Annotated in this window: 14 protein-coding genes; 7 read left to right on the top strand and 7 right to left on the bottom strand. The window is 71.6% G+C overall.

Annotated features, from left to right (window positions below; genetic code table 11):
- Positions 1 to 79 precede the first annotated feature (79 nt).
- The 7 genes from IPT68_RS29315 to IPT68_RS29285 all read right to left on the bottom strand — a co-directional run bounded on the left by IPT68_RS29315 (position 80) and on the right by IPT68_RS29285 (position 9,031).
- The gene (locus IPT68_RS29315) at positions 80 to 2,788 is read right to left on the bottom strand and encodes an AfsR/SARP family transcriptional regulator (RefSeq protein ID WP_228040631.1); all 2,709 of its coding nucleotides are present in this window, start codon (positions 2,786 to 2,788) and stop codon (positions 80 to 82) included.
- Between the two features lie 38 nt (positions 2,789 to 2,826).
- Positions 2,827 to 3,831 (bottom strand): AfsA-related hotdog domain-containing protein, encoded by a 1,005-nt coding sequence (locus IPT68_RS29310; RefSeq protein WP_189699969.1) that lies wholly within the window; start codon positions 3,829 to 3,831, stop codon positions 2,827 to 2,829.
- Between the two features lie 150 nt (positions 3,832 to 3,981).
- A complete protein-coding gene (gene fdxA / locus IPT68_RS29305; RefSeq protein ID WP_189699970.1) occupies positions 3,982 to 4,302 on the bottom strand; it encodes a ferredoxin in 321 nt (106 codons plus the stop codon).
- Positions 4,299 to 5,381: a 2-oxoacid:ferredoxin oxidoreductase subunit beta gene (locus IPT68_RS29300; protein WP_194074024.1), complete on the bottom strand. Its 1,083-nt coding sequence runs from the start codon at positions 5,379 to 5,381 to the stop codon at positions 4,299 to 4,301. Before IPT68_RS29300 ends, fdxA begins: the two co-directional genes overlap by 4 nt.
- The gene (locus IPT68_RS29295; RefSeq protein ID WP_194074023.1) at positions 5,374 to 7,218 is read right to left on the bottom strand and encodes a 2-oxoacid:acceptor oxidoreductase subunit alpha; all 1,845 of its coding nucleotides are present in this window, start codon (positions 7,216 to 7,218) and stop codon (positions 5,374 to 5,376) included. The genes IPT68_RS29300 and IPT68_RS29295 overlap by 8 nt, the downstream gene beginning before the upstream one ends.
- Before the next feature lie 193 nt (positions 7,219 to 7,411).
- Positions 7,412 to 8,020, bottom strand: coding sequence for a response regulator transcription factor (locus IPT68_RS29290; RefSeq protein ID WP_189701456.1), 609 nt, complete (start codon positions 8,018 to 8,020; stop codon positions 7,412 to 7,414).
- Positions 8,021 to 8,095: 75 nt separating this feature from the next.
- Positions 8,096 to 9,031, bottom strand: coding sequence for a sensor histidine kinase (locus tag IPT68_RS29285; RefSeq protein ID WP_189701455.1), 936 nt, complete (start codon positions 9,029 to 9,031; stop codon positions 8,096 to 8,098).
- A 684-nt stretch (positions 9,032 to 9,715) separates the two neighbouring features.
- Between IPT68_RS29285 and IPT68_RS29280 the strand changes: the two genes are divergently transcribed.
- The 7 genes from IPT68_RS29280 to IPT68_RS29250 are packed head-to-tail and all read left to right on the top strand — an operon-like array spanning position 9,716 to position 16,799.
- A complete protein-coding gene (locus IPT68_RS29280) occupies positions 9,716 to 11,002 on the top strand; it encodes an activator-dependent family glycosyltransferase (protein ID WP_189701454.1) in 1,287 nt (428 codons plus the stop codon).
- 55 nt (positions 11,003 to 11,057) lie between these two features.
- Entirely contained in the window at positions 11,058 to 11,654 is a 597-nt protein-coding gene (locus IPT68_RS29275) for a dTDP-4-dehydrorhamnose 3,5-epimerase family protein (RefSeq protein ID WP_189701453.1), read from the top strand.
- Positions 11,655 to 11,670: 16 nt separating this feature from the next.
- Complete coding sequence (locus IPT68_RS29270) at positions 11,671 to 12,738, top strand: glucose-1-phosphate thymidylyltransferase (RefSeq protein WP_189701452.1); 1,068 nt, start codon at positions 11,671 to 11,673, stop codon at positions 12,736 to 12,738.
- The gene (gene rfbB, locus IPT68_RS29265) at positions 12,735 to 13,721 is read left to right on the top strand and encodes a dTDP-glucose 4,6-dehydratase (RefSeq protein ID WP_189701451.1); all 987 of its coding nucleotides are present in this window, start codon (positions 12,735 to 12,737) and stop codon (positions 13,719 to 13,721) included. The genes IPT68_RS29270 and rfbB overlap by 4 nt, the downstream gene beginning before the upstream one ends.
- Positions 13,708 to 14,712 carry an NAD-dependent epimerase/dehydratase family protein gene (locus IPT68_RS29260; protein ID WP_189701450.1) on the top strand — a complete coding sequence of 335 codons (1,005 nt, stop codon included), beginning with the start codon at positions 13,708 to 13,710 and terminating at the stop codon, positions 14,710 to 14,712. The genes rfbB and IPT68_RS29260 overlap by 14 nt, the downstream gene beginning before the upstream one ends.
- Entirely contained in the window at positions 14,709 to 16,013 is a 1,305-nt protein-coding gene (rfbH, locus tag IPT68_RS29255) for a lipopolysaccharide biosynthesis protein RfbH (protein WP_189701449.1), read from the top strand. The genes IPT68_RS29260 and rfbH overlap by 4 nt, the downstream gene beginning before the upstream one ends.
- Before the next feature lie 42 nt (positions 16,014 to 16,055).
- On the top strand, positions 16,056 to 16,799 hold the full coding sequence (locus IPT68_RS29250; RefSeq protein WP_189701448.1) for an NAD-dependent epimerase/dehydratase family protein: 744 nt from the start codon (positions 16,056 to 16,058) through the stop codon (positions 16,797 to 16,799).
- Positions 16,800 to 16,840: the final 41 nt, after the last annotated feature.

Genomic DNA, 16,840 nt, shown 5'->3' with positions numbered 1-16,840 from the left:
CCCCGCCCCCGGGCCTGCCCGGCCGGCGACGACGCCCCGGCCGGGCAGGGATGTCCGGCAGGGCGAGCCGCAGCGGACCTCACGCGGCCCGCTGGTCCGGCCCCGGCGGGTGGAACAGCCAGACACCGGGCCGTACTTCGAGTGGGACGGCGTGCTCCGCGCCCGGCCCGTCCGACGCGAGTGCCATGCGCAGGGCACTCGCCGTGCGTCGCGCGTACTCGGTCCAGCGGCCGTCGCCCGCCGAACGCGCGGCGCTCTCGCACGCGTCGAGGTGGGCCAGCGCCTCCTCCTGCTCGCCCTGGCTCCGCGCCACCAGGGCCAGTCCGCGCAGCGCCTCGGCCGAGCCGCGCGCGTCGCCGGCCGACCGGCACTCCGCCAGGGCCCGGGCATAGGCGTGTCCGGCGTGGTCGGCCCGGCCCAGGGCGAGCAGCACGTCCGCCTCGGCGGACAGGCAGCGGCCCGCCCCCGCCCGGTCACCGTGGCGGGTGAACAGTTCCCGGGCCAGGCGGTACCGGTCGAGCGCCGGTGAGGTCCGGTGGCGCTGCCAGGCGAGGTCGCCGAGCGACCGCAGGACGACGGCCTCCGCGTGGACGTCACCGGCCGCGCGGGCGGCGTCCAGCGCGAGGTCGTGCGTCGACTGCCACTCGTCCCACAGGGCGCTCGCCTCGTAGTACCCGGCCGCCGCGGAGGCGAGGGCACTGCACAGCCCCCACCGCCCGGCCGCGTGGGCCTGCCGTACGGCCTCCGACAGACCGGCGGACTCCTCCTGGAACCAGCGCAGCGGGGAACTGCCGATCACCTGGCGGGGGACGACCCCGGGCACGGGCTCGACGTCGTACGCCAGCCGGTCCCGGCCCGGCGCCATCCGCGCGTCCGCGTGCCGGGCCAGCGTCAGGAAGGCCCGGCAGAGCCGTTCCACGGCGGCGACGCCTTCCTGGGGGCACTCCTCGGCGAGCGTGTCCAGGGCCAGTGAGCGCAGCAGGGTGTGGAAGCCGTAGCGCACGGGGGTCAGTCGCCCCGGGCGCCGCCGCGCCTCCAGCAGATGGGCCGCCACCAGTTCCTCGGTGAGCCGTTCGGCCCGAGCCGGGTCCGTGCCGAGGAGCGCGGTCGCGGTCCAGGGGGCGAAGTCGGGCAGCGCGGCCTGCCCGAGGACGCGGAAGGCGTGCCGGGACTCCTCGCCCACGTCGTGGTAGGCCGTCAGCAGCGTGCTGCGCACGTCGAGGTCACCCAGCGCGAGCGCGTGCAGCCGGGTCCGCTCGTCCCGCAGCCGCCGCGCGAGCCCGGCCGCCGTCCAGTGCGGGCGGGCGGCGAGCCCGGCGGCCGCCACCCGCAGCGCCAGCGGCAGCCTCCCGCACAGTCCGGCGATCTCTCCCGCCGCCTCCGGGTCGTCGCGCATCCGCTCGCCGCCGCACGCCGTCAACAGTGCCTCGGCCTCGGGCCGGGACAGGACGTCGAGGGTCAGGTGCCGCACGTTCTCCAGCGCGCCGAGGACCTGCCGGCTCGTGACGACGACGGCGCAGTCGGACAGGGCCGCCAGCACCGGGCGGACCTGCGCCTCGGAGACGGCGTCGTCCAGGACGACGAGCATCGTCCGGCCCTCAGTGCGTGCGTGCAGCAGCTCCGCGAGTTCCGTCTCGCAGGACGGCAGCGGTACCGCGCCGCCGTCCGCGCCTGCTCCCACACCCCCTCCCGCCGCCTGCGGTCCTCGCAGCCGGCGCAGCAGGGTCACCATGGCGGTCCTGGGATCGACGGCCCGCCCGCCGGCGTCCCGCAACGTCACCAGGACGCGTCCGCCGGGGAACCGGTCGGCGGCACCGTGGGCCAGCCGTACGGCCAGCGTCGTCTTCCCCACGCCCGCCCGGCCCGACAGCGCCAGCACCTTGGTCCGTGCCGTCGGGGCCTGCGCCAGGAGCCGCCCGCCGACGGCCAGTTCGTCCTCGCGTCCGACGAAGTCCGCGACGGCCGGCGGCAGCCACACCGGAGGCCCCGCGGGCCGGCCGGAGGAGCCGCCGGCCGGGCGGTGGCCCGGTCCGCCGGCGGGCGCCGGCCTGCGCTCGGGCTCGCCGTGCCAGGCCAGCGAGGGGTCGGAGGCGAGGATCCGCTCGTGCAGCCGGCTCAGCACCGGCCCGGGTTCCACCCCCAGCTCGTCGACGAGTGCGCGCCGCGCCTGGTGGTAGACCTGCAGGGCGTCGGACTGCCGGCCGGACCGGTAGAGCGCCACCATCAGATGACAGCGCAGCGTCTCGCGCAGCGGATGCTCGTGGGCCAGCGCCATCAGCTCACCGACGAGCTCCTGGTGCTGCCCGAGCCGCAGGTCGGCGGAGATCCGCTGTTCCAGTACCTCCGCGCGCAGCTCGTTCAGCCGGATCGCGGAGGTCTGGAGGGAGGGGCCGTGCGGGATGCCCGAGAGCGCGGGCCCGGTCCACAGCCCGAGCGCACGGCTCAGCGCCCGGGAGGCGTCCGCGTACTCCTGCCGGCCGTACGCGGCCCGGCCCTCGGCCCGCAGCGACTCGAAGACCGTCAGGTCCAACTCGTCCGGGGCGACCCGCAGCAAATAGCCGGGGGACCGGGTCAGCAGGGGCTGCGCGGCGCCGCCGGTGTCGTCGTCCAGGAGAGCCTTGCGCAGTTGCGACACGTAGACCTGGAGGGTGGTGGTGGCGGTGCGTGGGGGTTCGGCGCCCCACAGTTCGTCGATCAGGGTGTGGGTCGAGACCACCGTGTTGCTCTGCACGAGCAGGGTGGCGAGGACCGCGCGCGGCTTGGCCGCGGACGGTGTGCGAGGCGTCATGTGCACGGGGCCGAGTACGCGGTATCTCATCGCGGGCCTCAGCAGTCCTGGAGCACGGAGGCGGAGATCCGCGCCACGACACGGCTGCCCTGGAGGAACGTCAGGCGCAACTCCGTCACGGGCCGGCCCTCCGCGTCCCGGCGCACCCGCCCGTCCGTGCGGCGCACGCCCTCCCGCACCGTGCAGCGCAGCGGCAGTCCGGGCTCGGCGAAGCCGCGGAACGTGGCCTGCCAGCGGGACAGCACGGCGTGCGAGGGGACGAAGCCGCGCAGCTCCGCGGCGGCGAGCAGCCCCGCTTGGCGGGACACCTCGAGGAACAGCAACGGGGGCACCTCGTCGGGTGCGTCGGCCTCGAACCGCAGCCCGGCGGCCGCCTCGGCGTCGACGGGGAACGACAACTCCGCATCGGCTTCCGTCCCGGTCCGCTCGGGAAGGCCGACCAGGACGTTGCCGGCGTGCAGGTGACCCACCTGCCCGGGCAGCGGCAGGCCCGAGGAGGACGGAGCGGCGTACCCGGCGGCGGACTCCTCGCTCTGCCGCCGCCCCGTCTCGCGGTGGTTGCGGTAGACCCCGTCGAGGAGGAAGGCCAGCCGGGACGCGGCCGTGCCGCAGCGCTCGCCGTCGATGAGGACGGCGGCCTCGCACTCCAGGCCGCGCGGCACGCCGCCGACGACGTCGAGGGGCGTCATGACGAGTTCCAGCACGATCCCGGCCCGCGAGTCGCTGCGGCGCCACGCCTCCAGGCCGGTGATCGCGGCGCTCGCCGAAGCCACCACGGCGTGCCGGCTCGCCGGCACCCTGAAGTAGCGGAGCGCCGCGAAGAGCATGGACTGGCGCAGTGACGCCAGCGGGATCAGCGGATCGTGGAAGTGCGACGGGGAGTCACCGAACAGGGGGTGGGTGACGGGGAGTTCCCCGGAGAACGCGAACGACTGTCGAACCGGCGGGGCGGCCGTCAACAGGAAGGCCTCGGGGCTGGTGGGCCGGTGGACCAGGTGGTGGGGTCCGAGGAGGGCGGGGAACGGAGCGGTGTTGGTGGCCATGTTGTTCCTCTGCGGCAATGTGTCCGGCGGCTCTGCGGATACGCTGGCTGGGCACGTGCGCTTGACGGGATGCACGTTGCCGGACTCCGCTGAAGGACCAGGGAAGCCGCACTGAAGAACCGGCCACCGACGGCCCCGTTCCCCCGGGGTTCAGCCGACTCGAACCGGTTCGTCCACCACCGTCGGGTGGTCCAGCGGCAGCGGCCCCGCCGCGCTCGCCCCGCCGGGCGCTCCGGTCGCGGCGAAGACCTCACGGTCGGCGGTGCGGTAGCCGGACCACTCGTCGGGCAGGTCGTCCTCGTAGAAGATGGCCTCGACCGGGCAGACGGACTCGCAGGCGCCGCAGTCCACGCACTCGTCGGGGTTGATGTACAGCTTGCGCGGGCCCTCGTAGATGCAGTCGACGGGGCACTCGTCGACGCAGGCCCTGTCCTTGACGTCCACGCAGGGCTGGGCGATGACGTAGGTCATGAACTCTCCACGGTCCAGGTGTCGTTGCCGGTGAGCAGTGCGGCGAGGTCGCCCTTGCCGTGGTGTTCGACGGCGGTGTCGAGCTGGTCGGCCATCTGTGTGTCGTAGACGGGGCGGTCGACGGAGCGGAAGACGCCGATCGGGGTGTGGTGCAGGGTGTCGGGGTCGGCGAGTCTGCTGAGGGCGAAGGCGGTGGTCGGGGAGTCGGCGTGCGCGTCGTGGACGAGGACCTGGTCCTCGTTCGCGGGTGTCACGGTGACGACTTTGAGGTCGCCGGTGTGGTGGTCGCGTACCACGCCGCGGGTGTCGTCGCGGCCGAAGCGGATCGGCCGGCCGTGTTCGAGGCGGATGACGGCTTCCTCGGCCTGCTGTTTGTCCTTCAGGGCGTCGAAGGCGCCGTCGTTGAAGATGTTGCAGTTCTGGTAGATCTCGATCAGCGCGGTGCCGGGGTGGGCGGCGGCCGCGCGCAGGACCTCGGTGAGGTGTCTGCGGTCGGAGTCGACGGTGCGGGCGACGAAGGAGGCTTCCGCGCCGATGGCCAGGGACACCGGGTTGAAGGGGGCGTCGAGCGAGCCCATCGGGGTCGATTTGGTGATCTTGCCGACTTCGGAGGTGGGGGAGTACTGGCCCTTGGTCAGGCCGTAGATGCGGTTGTTGAACAGCAGGATCTTGAGGTTGACGTTGCGGCGCAGGGCGTGGATGAGGTGGTTGCCGCCGATGGACAGCGCGTCGCCGTCACCGGTGACGACCCAGACGGACAGGTCGCGGCGGGAGGTGGCCAGGCCGGTGGCGATGGCGGGGGCGCGGCCGTGGATGGAGTGCATCCCGTAGGTGTTCATGTAGTACGGGAAGCGGGAGGAGCAGCCGATGCCGGAGACGAAGACGATGTTCTCCTTCGCCAGGCCCAGCTCGGGCATGAAGCCCTGTACCGCGGCGAGGATCGCGTAGTCGCCGCAGCCGGGGCACCAGCGCACTTCCTGGTCGGTCTTGAAGTCCTTCATCGACTGCCGGCCCTCGGCCCTGGGGACCAGGGAGAGCGCTTCGACGGTGCCGGTGCCTTCCAGGGACGTCTCAGCCATCGATGGCCTCCTTCAGCGCCGTGGCCAGCTGCTCGGCCTTGAACGGCATGCCGTTGACCTGGTTGTAGGAGTGGGCGTCCACCAGGTACTTCGCCCGGATCAGCGTGGCGAGCTGACCGAGGTTCATCTCGGGGATCACCACCTTGTCGTACCGCCGCAGGAGCGCGCCGAGATTCCGCGGGAAGGGGTTGAGGTGGCGCAGGTGCGCCTGCGCGACGGAATACCCGGCCGCACGCAGCCGCCGTACCGCCGCGGTGATCGGCCCGTAGGTGGATCCCCAGCCCAGGACGAGCAGCCTCGCGCCGTCCGGGTCGTCGGCCTCGATGTCGGGGACGTCGATGCCGTCGACCTTGGCCTGGCGGGTGCGGACCATGAAGTCGTGGTTGGCGGGGTCGTAGGAGATGTTGCCCGTGCCGTCCTGCTTCTCGATGCCGCCGATGCGGTGCTCCAGACCCGGCGTGCCCGGCACCGCCCACGGCCGGGCCAGGGTGTGCGGGTCACGCTTGTACGGCCAGAACACCCTGCTGCCGTCACCCAGCGTGTGGTTCGGGCCCTGCGCGAACTGCACACTCAAGTCCGGCAGCTCCCCAAGCTCCGGGATCCGCCACGGCTCGGAGCCGTTGGCGAGGTAACCGTCCGACAGCAAGAACACCGGGGTGCGGTAGGCCAGCGCGATCCGCGCCGCCTCCAGCGCCGCCCCGAAACAGTCCGCCGGCGTACGCGGCGCCACCACCGGCACCGGCGCCTCACCATTGCGGCCGAACATCGCCTGCAGCAGATCCGCCTGCTCCGTCTTGGTCGGCAACCCCGTCGACGGGCCGCCGCGCTGGATGTCCACCACCAGCAGCGGCAGCTCCAGCGACACCGCCAGCCCGATCGTCTCGCTCTTGAGCGCCACCCCCGGACCGGACGTCGTCGTCACGGCCAGCGAACCACCGAACGCCGCACCCAGCGCCGCACCGATCCCCGCGATCTCGTCCTCCGCCTGGAAGGTCCGCACCCCGAAATTCTTGTGCCGGCTCAGCTCGTGCAGAACGTCCGACGCCGGCGTGATCGGATACGAGCCCAGAAACAGCGGCAGATCCGCCTGCCGGCTCGCCGCGATCAGCCCGTAGGCCAGCGCCAGATTCCCCGAGATGTTGCGGTAGGTGCCCACCGGGAACGCCTTCGCCGCCGGCGCGACCTCGTAGGAGACGGCGAAGTCCTCCGTCGTCTCACCGAAGTTCCAGCCCGCCCGGAACGCCGCGATGTTCGCCGCCGCGATGTCCGGCTTCCTCGCGAACTTCGACTGCAAAAACTTCTCCGTGCCCTCCGTCGGCCGGTGATACATCCACGACAGCAGACCCAGCGCGAACATGTTCTTACTGCGCTCGGCCTCCTTGCGGGACAGGTCGAAGTCCTTCAACGCCTCCACCGTCAGCGTCGTCAGCGGCACCGGATGCAGGTGGTAGCCGTCGAGCGAGCCGTCCTCCAGCGGGTTGGTGTCATAGCCGACCTTCTGCATCGCCCGTTTGGTGAACTCGTCCGTGTTGACGATCACCTCCGCACCCCGCGGCAGATCCCCCACGTTCGCCTTCAACGCCGCCGGGTTCATCGCCACCAGCACGTTCGGCGCGTCACCGGGCGTGAGGATGTCGTGGTCGGCGAAGTGCAGCTGGAACGACGAGACACCCGGCAACGTCCCGGCAGGCGCCCGGATCTCGGCGGGGAAGTTCGGCAGCGTCGACAAGTCGTTGCCGAACGACGCCGTCTCCGAGGTGAAGCGGTCACCGGTGAGCTGCATACCGTCACCCGAGTCCCCCGCGAACCTGATGACCACCCGGTCGGCACGACGCACTTCGTGAACCGGAGGGTTCGTCGCGTCCGTGTCTCCCGAGGCGCCCGGGTCACTCGCACACTGCGTGTCAACGGCCACCGCCGCTCCTTCCCGTCGAGGCAGCTGGCTACCTGCCGCCGCACGGTAGTGAGCGCACCTTGTGACCGGCCAAAGCCGGGCGGGTCGCGGCCCGGCCGGCCACCGGCGAAAACGGTCACGGCAGCCAGTCCGCGTCCCTGGCGATGCGGATGGCGTCGATGCGGTTACGCGCGTTGAGCTTGGTGACGACGGCGGTGAGGTAGTTGCGCACCGTCCCCGCCGACAGCCGCAGCACGGAGGCGATCTCGGCGGCCTCGGCGCCCTCCGCCGCCAGCCGCAGCACCTGGGTCTCCCGGTCGGTGAGCGGGCTCTCGGACTCGCCCCAGGCGGCCAGCGCCAGCTCCGGGTCCACGGCTCGGTGTCCCGCCGCCACCCGCCGTACGGCGGCGGCGAGTTCACTGGACGGGGCGTCCTTGAGCAGATAGCCGGAGACCCGGGCCTCCAGAGCCCGGCGCAGGGTCCCGGGGCGGCCCAGGCTGGTGAGGATGAGGACCCGGCACTGAGGAAGTCGCCGGCCCAGCTGGGCGGCTGCCGCCAGCCCGTCGATCCCGGGCAGGTCGATGTCGACGATGGCGACGTCGGGCCGGTGCTTGAGCGCCATGTCGACGACTTCGTCGCCACGGGCCACCTCGCAGACCACTTCGAGATCGTCCTGGATGTTCAAGAGGGCGGCCAGCGCGCCACGGACCATGTTGACGTCCTCGGCGATCAGTATCCGTATCACAGCACTCCCGTCTGCGGTCCGCGAGGGATCGCAGTGTGGCGAGGTATCGGGTCCGTACGTGTGCTCGATGTGCGGTCAGGCAGCGGTTCCGTTGGGCGGGAACCATGTCTCGTACAGGTCCGTCGGCGCCTTCCCCGCCGCCTTGACGGGCGCTTCCGCGGCGAGCCGGAACCGGCCGTCCTCCGTGCGCCCGGATTCCAGGCGTCCGCCCAGCGCGGACAGGCGGGTGCGCAGGTTGCCGAGTCCGTTGCCGCTGTGCGGCGCCGCGTTGTGGTAGGCGGGGTCGACACCGTCGTTCTCGACCACGAGCCGGACCCAGCCGTCGTGCTGGGCGGCCTCGATGCGGCAGCGGGTGGCGTTGCTGTGCCGCAGCAGGTTGGTCATGGCTTCGCGCAGCGTGACGGCGAACGCCGTGTCGATGTGGGGCGCGAGTGAACCGAGCGACAATTCGGTGTGCACCTGCACGCCCGCGGCATGCAGCATCGACTGGGCTGTCTTGATCTCCTGTCGGAGGGAGAAGGAACGGTATCCGCTCGCGGCTTTGCGCACATCCGTCAGGGACTGCCCCGCGATGGTGAGGATCTCGTCCACCTCCTTCAGGGCCCGGCCGGGCTGGGTCGGGATGAGCTGGTGGACGAGTTCGCTCTTCAGCGTGATGGCGGAGAGGCTGAAACCGAGCAGGTCGTGCAGGTCCCGGGCGAAGCGGAGCCGTTCCCCGGTGACCGCCTGGCGCGCGAGTTCGCCGCGGGTCGTGTGCAGCAGACTGATCAACTGCGACAACCTGGTCAGCGTGTACATCACGAGCCCGGTCAGCAGGGTGGTCAGGCCGAGTTCGGCGCTCTCGGCGAGACTGCGGCCGTACAGGAGCGGGGTGGTCAGCATGCCCAGCACCAGGGCGGTGTACAGGGGCCAGGCGGCACGCGGTGGCAGCAGCAGCAGGAGCGACCCGGCGAGATAGCCGGCCATGGTCTGCCAGAAGGCCTGGAAGAGCATCAGCGGCAGAAACGTCAAAAGCCCCTGGACGGTCAATGTCAGGCATATGAGAGGAAGGGATCGACCGCCTGAGCACGGGAGGCAATGGAAGAACTGAAGAACCAGGAGCGGAGGCAAAAGGATCAGACCGAGCGCCTCGGCCGCGGCGGACAGCTCCGAGGTCAGGATACTGGCGACGGTGAGAAGCGCGTGTCCCAGCAGTACGGCGACGAGCGAGGTACGTGCGATTCTCGGGGCGGAAAACCGGTTGACTGCTCTCGGCGGGGCTACCGCCTCGGGTCTGTGGCCCCTCGACTCGTCCGCGGTTTCGGAACGGTCGCTGCTGTCCATCATTCGACGGCCTTTCACAGCTCTCTGCCCATCTTGCCGGGATGATAATTCAACGTCGTAAAGGCTGAGCGGCAGACAGGGTCACCGAAGCGAAATCTACGGAACGAACGTTCTGCGACTAAGAGTTGAAACCCGCTCACCTTTTTCTCCCCTTTCTCCGCGGGTACGTCCTTTTCAACAGGCGTACCGGGCCGACTGGCTGTACCGCGCGGGCTCGCCGGACAGCGCGCCCGGCAGTGCCCTACCCGGGCTGCGGCCTCCCTGCACCGGTTCGGGGAAGCGGTGCACAAGCGGCTCTTTAGAGCCCCCTCACAGGATGCCGAGCGGACAGCACCCGTCGGCGCGGGGCCGGCAGAATCGGAGAGGTCAACGATGCGCGTTCTCTTCACCATCTTTCCGACATCGGCACATCTGTATCCGGCCATCCCCCTGGCCTGGGCGCTGCAGAGCGCCGGACACGAGGTCGTCGTGGCGAGTCCGGAGGGTGTGGTCGACCCGAAGGTGATCGCGAACATCACCTCGGCCGGCCTCACCGCGGTCTCGCTCGGCGGCAAGGAGGAGCTCACCGCCTCGCTGGGACCTCTGATCTCCGCCGCCGGCCCCGACCGGCCCACCCTGGCGCTCGACCCGGACGACGAGAACGCCTGGCGTACGGCCAGGGCCGTGCTCGCGGGCATGTTCCAGGCCTACTACCCGCCGCCCCCGGCCGAAGGCGGGCGTCGGCCCATCCTCGACGCGCTGGTGGAGTTCGCCGAGGCCTGGCGCCCGGACCTGGTGCTGTGGGACCCGCTGGCGCCGACCGGAGCGGTGGCCGCCCGCGTCTGTGGCGCCGCCCACGCGCGGCTGCTGTTCGGCATGGACAACATCGGCCTGATCCGCGCGCGGACGCGGCAGGAACGGGCCGATCCCGCCTCCGGCCCGGCCGAGGACCCGTGGATGCCGTGGCTGGGCCCGGTGCTGGAGCGCTACGGGCTCGACTTCACCGAGGAGACCCTGGTCGGCCAGTGGACCCTGGACCTGACCCAGTCCCGGATGCGCCATCCGCTGGACCTGACGTACGTCCCGGTCCGCCGCATCCCCTACAACGGGGCCGCGACACTCCCCCAGTGGCTCCACGCCCGGCCGGAACGGCCCCGGGCCGTGCTCACGCTGGGAGTGAGCCGCCGGCTGCTCGCCGGCCGGCACAGCGGCTTCCCGATGCGCGAGTTCTTCGACTCCGTGTCCGGTCTCGACCTGGAACTGGTCGCGACGCTGAACAGCGAGCAGCTCAGCGCCGTGGGCACGCTGCCGGACAACGTCCGGGCCATGGACTACGTCCCGCTCACCCAGGTGCTGCCCACCAGCTCGGCGATCATCCACCACGGCGGCGGCGGGACCTTCGCCACCGCCGTCGCCTTCAAGGTGCCGCAGTTCGTGGTGCCGCTGCCGATGTGGGACGAGATGGTCACGGCGCGGTACGTCGTCAGCCGCGGCGCCGGGCTGGCCGCCGACCCGGCCGCGATCGACGTCGACAGCCTGCACAAGGACCTCGTCCGCCTCCTCGAGGATCCGTCCTTCCAGCTCGGCGCCCGCGGCCTGTACGAGGACATGCTGGCCGCCCCGGCGCCGAAGGACGTGATCCCGGTCCTGGAGCGGCTGACCGCGGAGCATCGCGGCTGATCCGTCCCCGTCCGCCCAGCACGAGTCGACCGCACCACGAAAGGCCAGGCGAGCCGTGCGCATCGAGGAAACCACCATCCCCGGCACGTTCCTGATCGAACCCGAGCCCGTGTCCGACGAGCGGGGCGTGTTCTACGAGTCGATGCGGTCCGACGAACTGGAGCGGCACGCGGGGATCGTCTTCCAGCCCCGTCAGATCAACTACTCGGTGTCCAGACGCCACACCCTGCGGGGCATCCACAGCGTCAGCATTCCCCCGGGGCAGGCCAAGTTCGTCACCTGCGTCCGTGGCGTGCTGCGCGACATCGTCGTCGACCTGCGGGTGGGTTCGCCCACCTTCGGCAGGCACCGGGTGACGGAGCTCGACGCCGCGTCGGGCCGGTCGGTGTACGTGCCGGAGGGCGTCGGTCACGGGTTCCTGGCGCTCACCGACGACGCCTGCATCTGCTACGTCGTCTCCAGCACGTACGTCCCCGGCACACAGATCGACATCAACCCGTTCGATCCCGACCTGGACCTGCCCTGGGACTGCGCCGGGACACCGCTGCTCTCGGACAAGGACGCGAAGGCGCAGACGCTGGCCGAGGCCCTGGCAGCGGGCGTGCTGTCCCCGTTCGACGGCGCACCAGACCCAAGCGGCATCACCACATGAATCGAGAGGACCTGCCATGAAGGCTCTGGTGTTGGCCGGCGGATCGGGCACCCGCCTACGGCCGTTCAGCTACTCCATGCCCAAGCAGCTCATCCCCATCGCGAACACCCCGGTCCTGGAGTACGTGCTGAGGAACATCCTGGACCTGGGCGTGCGTGAGATCGGGGTCGTCGTCGGCGACCGCGCCCCCGAGATCCAGGGCACGATCGGGGACGGGTCGCGGTTCGGGGCGCGGCTGACGTACATCCGGCAGGAGGCCCCGCTCGGCCTCGCCCACACCGTCGCCATCGCCCGGGACTTCCTCGGCGACGACGACTTCGTGATGTACCTCGGCGACAACATGCTGCCCGAGGGGATCACCCAGGTCGCCGAGGAGTTCGCGGCGCACCGCCCGGCCGCGCACGTCGTGGTGCACAAGGTCGCGGACCCGCGGGCCTTCGGCGTGGCCGAACTCGGCCCCGGCGGCGAGGTGCTGCGCCTGGTGGAGAAGCCGGAGCAGCCGCGCAGCGACCTGGCCCTGATCGGCGTGTACTTCTTCACCGCCGCCATCCACGAGGCGGTGCGGGCCATCGAGCCGAGCGCCCGCGGCGAACTGGAGATCACCGACGCCGTCCAGTGGCTGGTGGCCGCGGGAGCGGACGTCCGGGCCGGCCGGTACGAGGGCTACTGGAAGGACACCGGCAACGTCGAGGACGTCCTGGAGTGCAACCAGCACGTCCTGTCGGGCCTGCGGCACTCGGTGGCCGGCGAGGTCGACGGCGCCAGCGAACTGGCGGGGCCGGTCGTGGTGGAGGCGGGAGCCCGGATCGTGCGCTCCCGCGTCGAGGGACCGGTGATCATCGGCGCCGGCACCGTCGTGGAGGACAGCCACATCGGGCCGCACACCTCCGTCGGACGCGCGTGTGCCATCACCGGCAGCCGGCTGGGCTACTCCATCGCCCTGGACGGGGCGTCGGTCACCGGCGTGCAGGGCCTGCGCAGTTCCGTCATCGGCCGCTCCGCCTCCGTCGGCACCACGGGGCAGAGCACGGACCCCTACCGCCTGGTCGTCGGAGACCACACCCGAGTGGAAGTCGCGGCATGAGGATCATGATCACCGGCGCCGCCGGGTTCATCGGCTCGAACTTCGTCCGCAACCTCCTCGCCGACCGGTTCGCGGGGTGGGAGGGCGCCCGGGTCACCGCCCTGGACAAGCTGACCTACGCGGGCAACCGCGCCAACCTGCCGGACTCCCACCCGCGCCTGGAGTTCGTCCGCGGTGACGTCTGCGACCCGGGCCTGCTGCGCGAACTGCTGCCCGGACACGACGCCGTGGTGCACTTCGCCGCGGAGTCCCACGTGGACCGCTCGCTGGAGGGGGCGGGCGAGTTCTTCCGCACCAACGTGCTGGGCACCCAGACGCTGCTCGACGCCGTGCTGCACACGGGCGTGGAGCGGGTGGTGCACGTCTCCACCGACGAGGTGTACGGCTCGATCGCCGAGGGCTCCTGGACCGAGGACTGGCCGCTGCTGCCCAACACCCCGTACGCGGCCTCGAAGGCCTGCTCCGACCTGGTCGCCCGCACCTACTGGCGCACGCACGGGGTGAACCTCTCCGTCACGCGCTGCTCCAACAACTACGGGCCGTACCAGCACCCCGAGAAGCTGATCCCGCTGTTCGTCACCAACCTGCTGGAGGGCCGGCAGGTACCGCTGTACGGCGACGGGAGCAACATCCGCGAATGGCTCCACGTGGACGACCACTGCCACGGCATCCACCTCGTGCTGGACCGCGGACGGGCCGGTGAGATCTACAACATCGGCGGCGGCAACGAGCGGACCAACCGCGCCATCACCGAGCACCTGCTGGAACTGACCGGCTCGGGACCGGAGATGATCCGTCACGTCGCCGACCGCAAGGCGCACGACCTGCGGTACTCCATCGACGAGTCCAAGATCCGCGAGGAGCTGGGCTACCTGCCGCAGGTCGGGTTCGAGGAGGGCCTGGCCGCCACGGTGGCCTGGTACCGCGACAACCCCGGCTGGTGGAAGGCCGTCAAGTACGGGGCCGAACGTGCGGACGGCTGAGAACGGCGGACCGGCCGGGCCGCGTGTCGTGGTGCTCGGGGGCAGCGGCTACCTGGGCCGCCGCATCGGCGCGGCGTTCGCGGCCGACGGCGCCCTGGTGCACCTGGTGTCCCGGAGCCCGGCGACCGACGGCCCGGCACAAGCGCGCTCCGTCCCGATGGACCTGCTGGCGGCCGGCCGGCGGGAACTGACCGGCTTCTTCGCCTCGGTGCGGCCCGACGTGGTGGTCAACGCCGCCGGCCGGGCCTGGCGGGCGGACGAGGCGGAGATGACCGCGGGCAACGCGGACCTGGTCGCCCGGGTCACGCAGGCGCTCGCCGGCCTGCCCGGCCCGCCGCGGCTGATCCAGCTCGGCAGCGTCCACGAGTACGGCGCCGGTACGCCGGGTGCCGGCACCTCCGAGGAGCAGCAGCCCGCTCCCGTCACCCCGTACGGCCGCACCAAGCTCCTCGGCACGCGGACCGTCCTGCGGGCCACGGCGGAAGGCGGCGTGGACGGTGTGGTGCTCCGCCTCGCCAACGTGATCGGTGCCGGGGTGCCGGCCGGCAGCCTCTTCGGCAGGGTCGCCGCGCACCTCGGTGAGGCCGCCCTCGCCCGGTCCCGGGGCGGCACGCCGGACGAGCTCGGGCTGCCGCCGCTGCGCGCCCACCGCGACGTCGTAGACGTGCACGACGTCGTCGAGGCCGTCCGGTCGGCCGCCACCGCGCCGCGGGCGGACGTCGGCGGCCGGGTGGTCAACATCGGCCGCGGCGAGGCCGTGTCGATGCGTGCGCTGATCCACCGCATGGTCGCGCTCAGCGGCGTGGACCTCCCCGTCGTCGAGGCGGACCCGGGCCCCTCCCTGCGCACCGACGTGGAGTGGCAGCAGCTGGACGTGTCACGGGCGCTGCGGCTCCTGGGATGGCGGCCGCGGCGCTCCCTCGACGACTCGCTGCGCGACCTGATCGCGGCCGCCGTGCCGGCACCAGTCAACGGAAGGAACGGACGATGAGCGACCACAAGCAACTGGTGCTGGACGAAGTCCGCACGTACCACCGCGAGACCGCGCCCGACCGGGAGTTCGTGCCCGGCGTGACCGAGATCTGGCCGTCCGGCGCGGTGCTGGACGAGGAGGACCGCGTCGCCATCGTGGAGGCGGCGCTGACCCTGCGCATCGCCGCCGGTCCCAGCTCGAAGAAGTTCGAGTCCGCCTTCGCCAAGCGCCTGAAGCGGCGCAAGGCCCACCTGACCAACTCCGGATCGTCGGCGAACCTCCTCGCCGTCTCGGCCCTCACCTCGCACCAGCTCGGGGAGCGACGGCTGAAACCGGGCGACGAGGTGATCACCGTCGCGGCCGGCTTCCCCACCACCGTCAACCCGATCCTGCAGAACGGGCTCGTCCCCGTCTTCGTGGACGTGGACCTGGCCACGTACAACACCACGGCCGACCGGGTGGCGCGGGCGATCGGCCCCAAGACCCGGGCGATCATCATCGCGCACGCGCTCGGCAACCCCTTCGAGGTCGCCGAGGTGGCCCAACTCGCCCGGGACCACGACCTGTTCCTCATCGAGGACAACTGCGACGCGGTCGGCTCCACCTACGACGGGCAGATCACGGGCACCTTCGGCGACCTGACCACGGTCAGCTTCTACCCCGCGCACCACCTCACCATGGGCGAGGGCGGCTGCGTCCTCACCTCCGACCTCGGCCTGGCCCGCATCGTGGAGTCGCTGCGCGACTGGGGCCGGGACTGCTGGTGCGAACCCGGGAAGAACAACACCTGCTTCAAGCGGTTCGAGTACCAGATGGGCGACCTGCCCGCCGGGTACGACCACAAGTACATCTTCTCCCACGTGGGTTACAACCTGAAGGGCACCGACATCCAGGCGGCGCTGGGCCTGTCCCAGCTCGCCAAGCTGGACGGCTTCATCGAGGCGCGGCGACGCAACTGGCGCCGGCTGCGCGAGGGACTGGACGGCGTGCCGGGCCTGCTGCTTCCGGAGCCGACGCCGCGGTCCGAACCGAGCTGGTTCGGCTTCGTCATCACCGTCGACCCCGAGGCCCCGTTCTCCCGCGCCGAGCTGGTGGAGCACCTGGAGGAGCGGAAGATCGGCACCCGGCGACTGTTCGCCGGCAACCTCACCCGGCAGCCGGCCTACATCGGCCGGCCGCACCGCGTCGTCGGCGACCTCACCAACAGCGACGTCATCACCGAGCACACCTTCTGGATCGGTGTCTACCCGGGGCTGACCGACGAGATGGTCGACTACATGACCGCCACGGTCAAAGAGTTCGTGGCCCGGCACGGCTGAGCCGGACACCCGCCCCCATCCCCGAGACACAGGACGACGACGATGGACATTGTGGGAACCGGGTTCCTGGCACGGAGCCTGCGTCCGCTGGCCGGCCGTCATCCGGGCACCCTGGCCCTCGCCGCGGGGGAGTCCAGGACGAGCGGCGCCTCGGAGGCGGACTACCAGCGGGAGGCGGCGCTGCTGCGCGACGTCACCAAGCAGTGCACGGCCTCAGGACTGCGCCTGCTGTTCTTCTCGACCGCCGCGACCGGGATGTACGGGCTCGCCGAGGGCCCCGGCCGGGAGGACGCCCCGGTGACGCCCTGCAGCCCCTACGGCGCGCACAAGCTCGCGCTCGAGGAGCAACTGCGCGACTCCGGGGTCGACCACCTCATCCTCCGGCTGGGACATCTGGTCGGTCCGCACGGCCGGCACCACCAGCTCATCCCCACGCTGCTGCGCCAGGTGCGCGAAGGGGTGGTGACCATGCACCGGGGGGCCGCCCGCGACCTGATCGCCGTCAGCGACGCGACCACGATCATCGACCTGCTGCTCGCCGCGGACAGGAAGTCGGAGACGGTCAACGTGGCCTCCGGATTCGCCGTCCCGGTGGAGGACATCGTCGACCACCTCGCCCGGGCACTGCGGCTGGAGCCGCGCAAGGAGTACGTGGACACCGGCGTCCGGTACGCCATCTCCACGGAGAAGCTGCGCGCCCTGGTCCCCCAGGTGGCGGACCTGGGCTTCGGGCCCGACTACTACCGCCGGGTCCTGAACGACTTGATCGCGGCCGGCCATGCCTGACCCGGCCGCGTCCGCACCACGAGAAAGGCGGGGAGGCCAAG

Origin of the sequence: Streptomyces chromofuscus, from assembly GCF_015160875.1 — a bacterium.
Lineage (GTDB): Bacteria > Actinomycetota > Actinomycetes > Streptomycetales > Streptomycetaceae > Streptomyces > Streptomyces chromofuscus.
This window is presented reverse-complemented; position numbering and strand designations above follow the sequence as displayed.

Coding starts and splice junctions, on each gene's coding strand:
- IPT68_RS29315 (WP_228040631.1), bottom strand. CDS start 2,788: ATGACGCCTCGCACACCGTCCGCGGCCAAGCCGCGCGCGGTCCTCGCC.
- IPT68_RS29310 (WP_189699969.1), bottom strand. CDS start 3,831: ATGGCCACCAACACCGCTCCGTTCCCCGCCCTCCTCGGACCCCACCAC.
- fdxA (WP_189699970.1), bottom strand. CDS start 4,302: ATGACCTACGTCATCGCCCAGCCCTGCGTGGACGTCAAGGACAGGGCC.
- IPT68_RS29300 (WP_194074024.1), bottom strand. CDS start 5,381: ATGGCTGAGACGTCCCTGGAAGGCACCGGCACCGTCGAAGCGCTCTCC.
- IPT68_RS29280 (WP_189701454.1), top strand. CDS start 9,716: ATGCGCGTTCTCTTCACCATCTTTCCGACATCGGCACATCTGTATCCG.
- IPT68_RS29270 (WP_189701452.1), top strand. CDS start 11,671: ATGAAGGCTCTGGTGTTGGCCGGCGGATCGGGCACCCGCCTACGGCCG.
- rfbB (WP_189701451.1), top strand. CDS start 12,735: ATGAGGATCATGATCACCGGCGCCGCCGGGTTCATCGGCTCGAACTTC.
- rfbH (WP_189701449.1), top strand. CDS start 14,709: ATGAGCGACCACAAGCAACTGGTGCTGGACGAAGTCCGCACGTACCAC.
- IPT68_RS29250 (WP_189701448.1), top strand. CDS start 16,056: ATGGACATTGTGGGAACCGGGTTCCTGGCACGGAGCCTGCGTCCGCTG.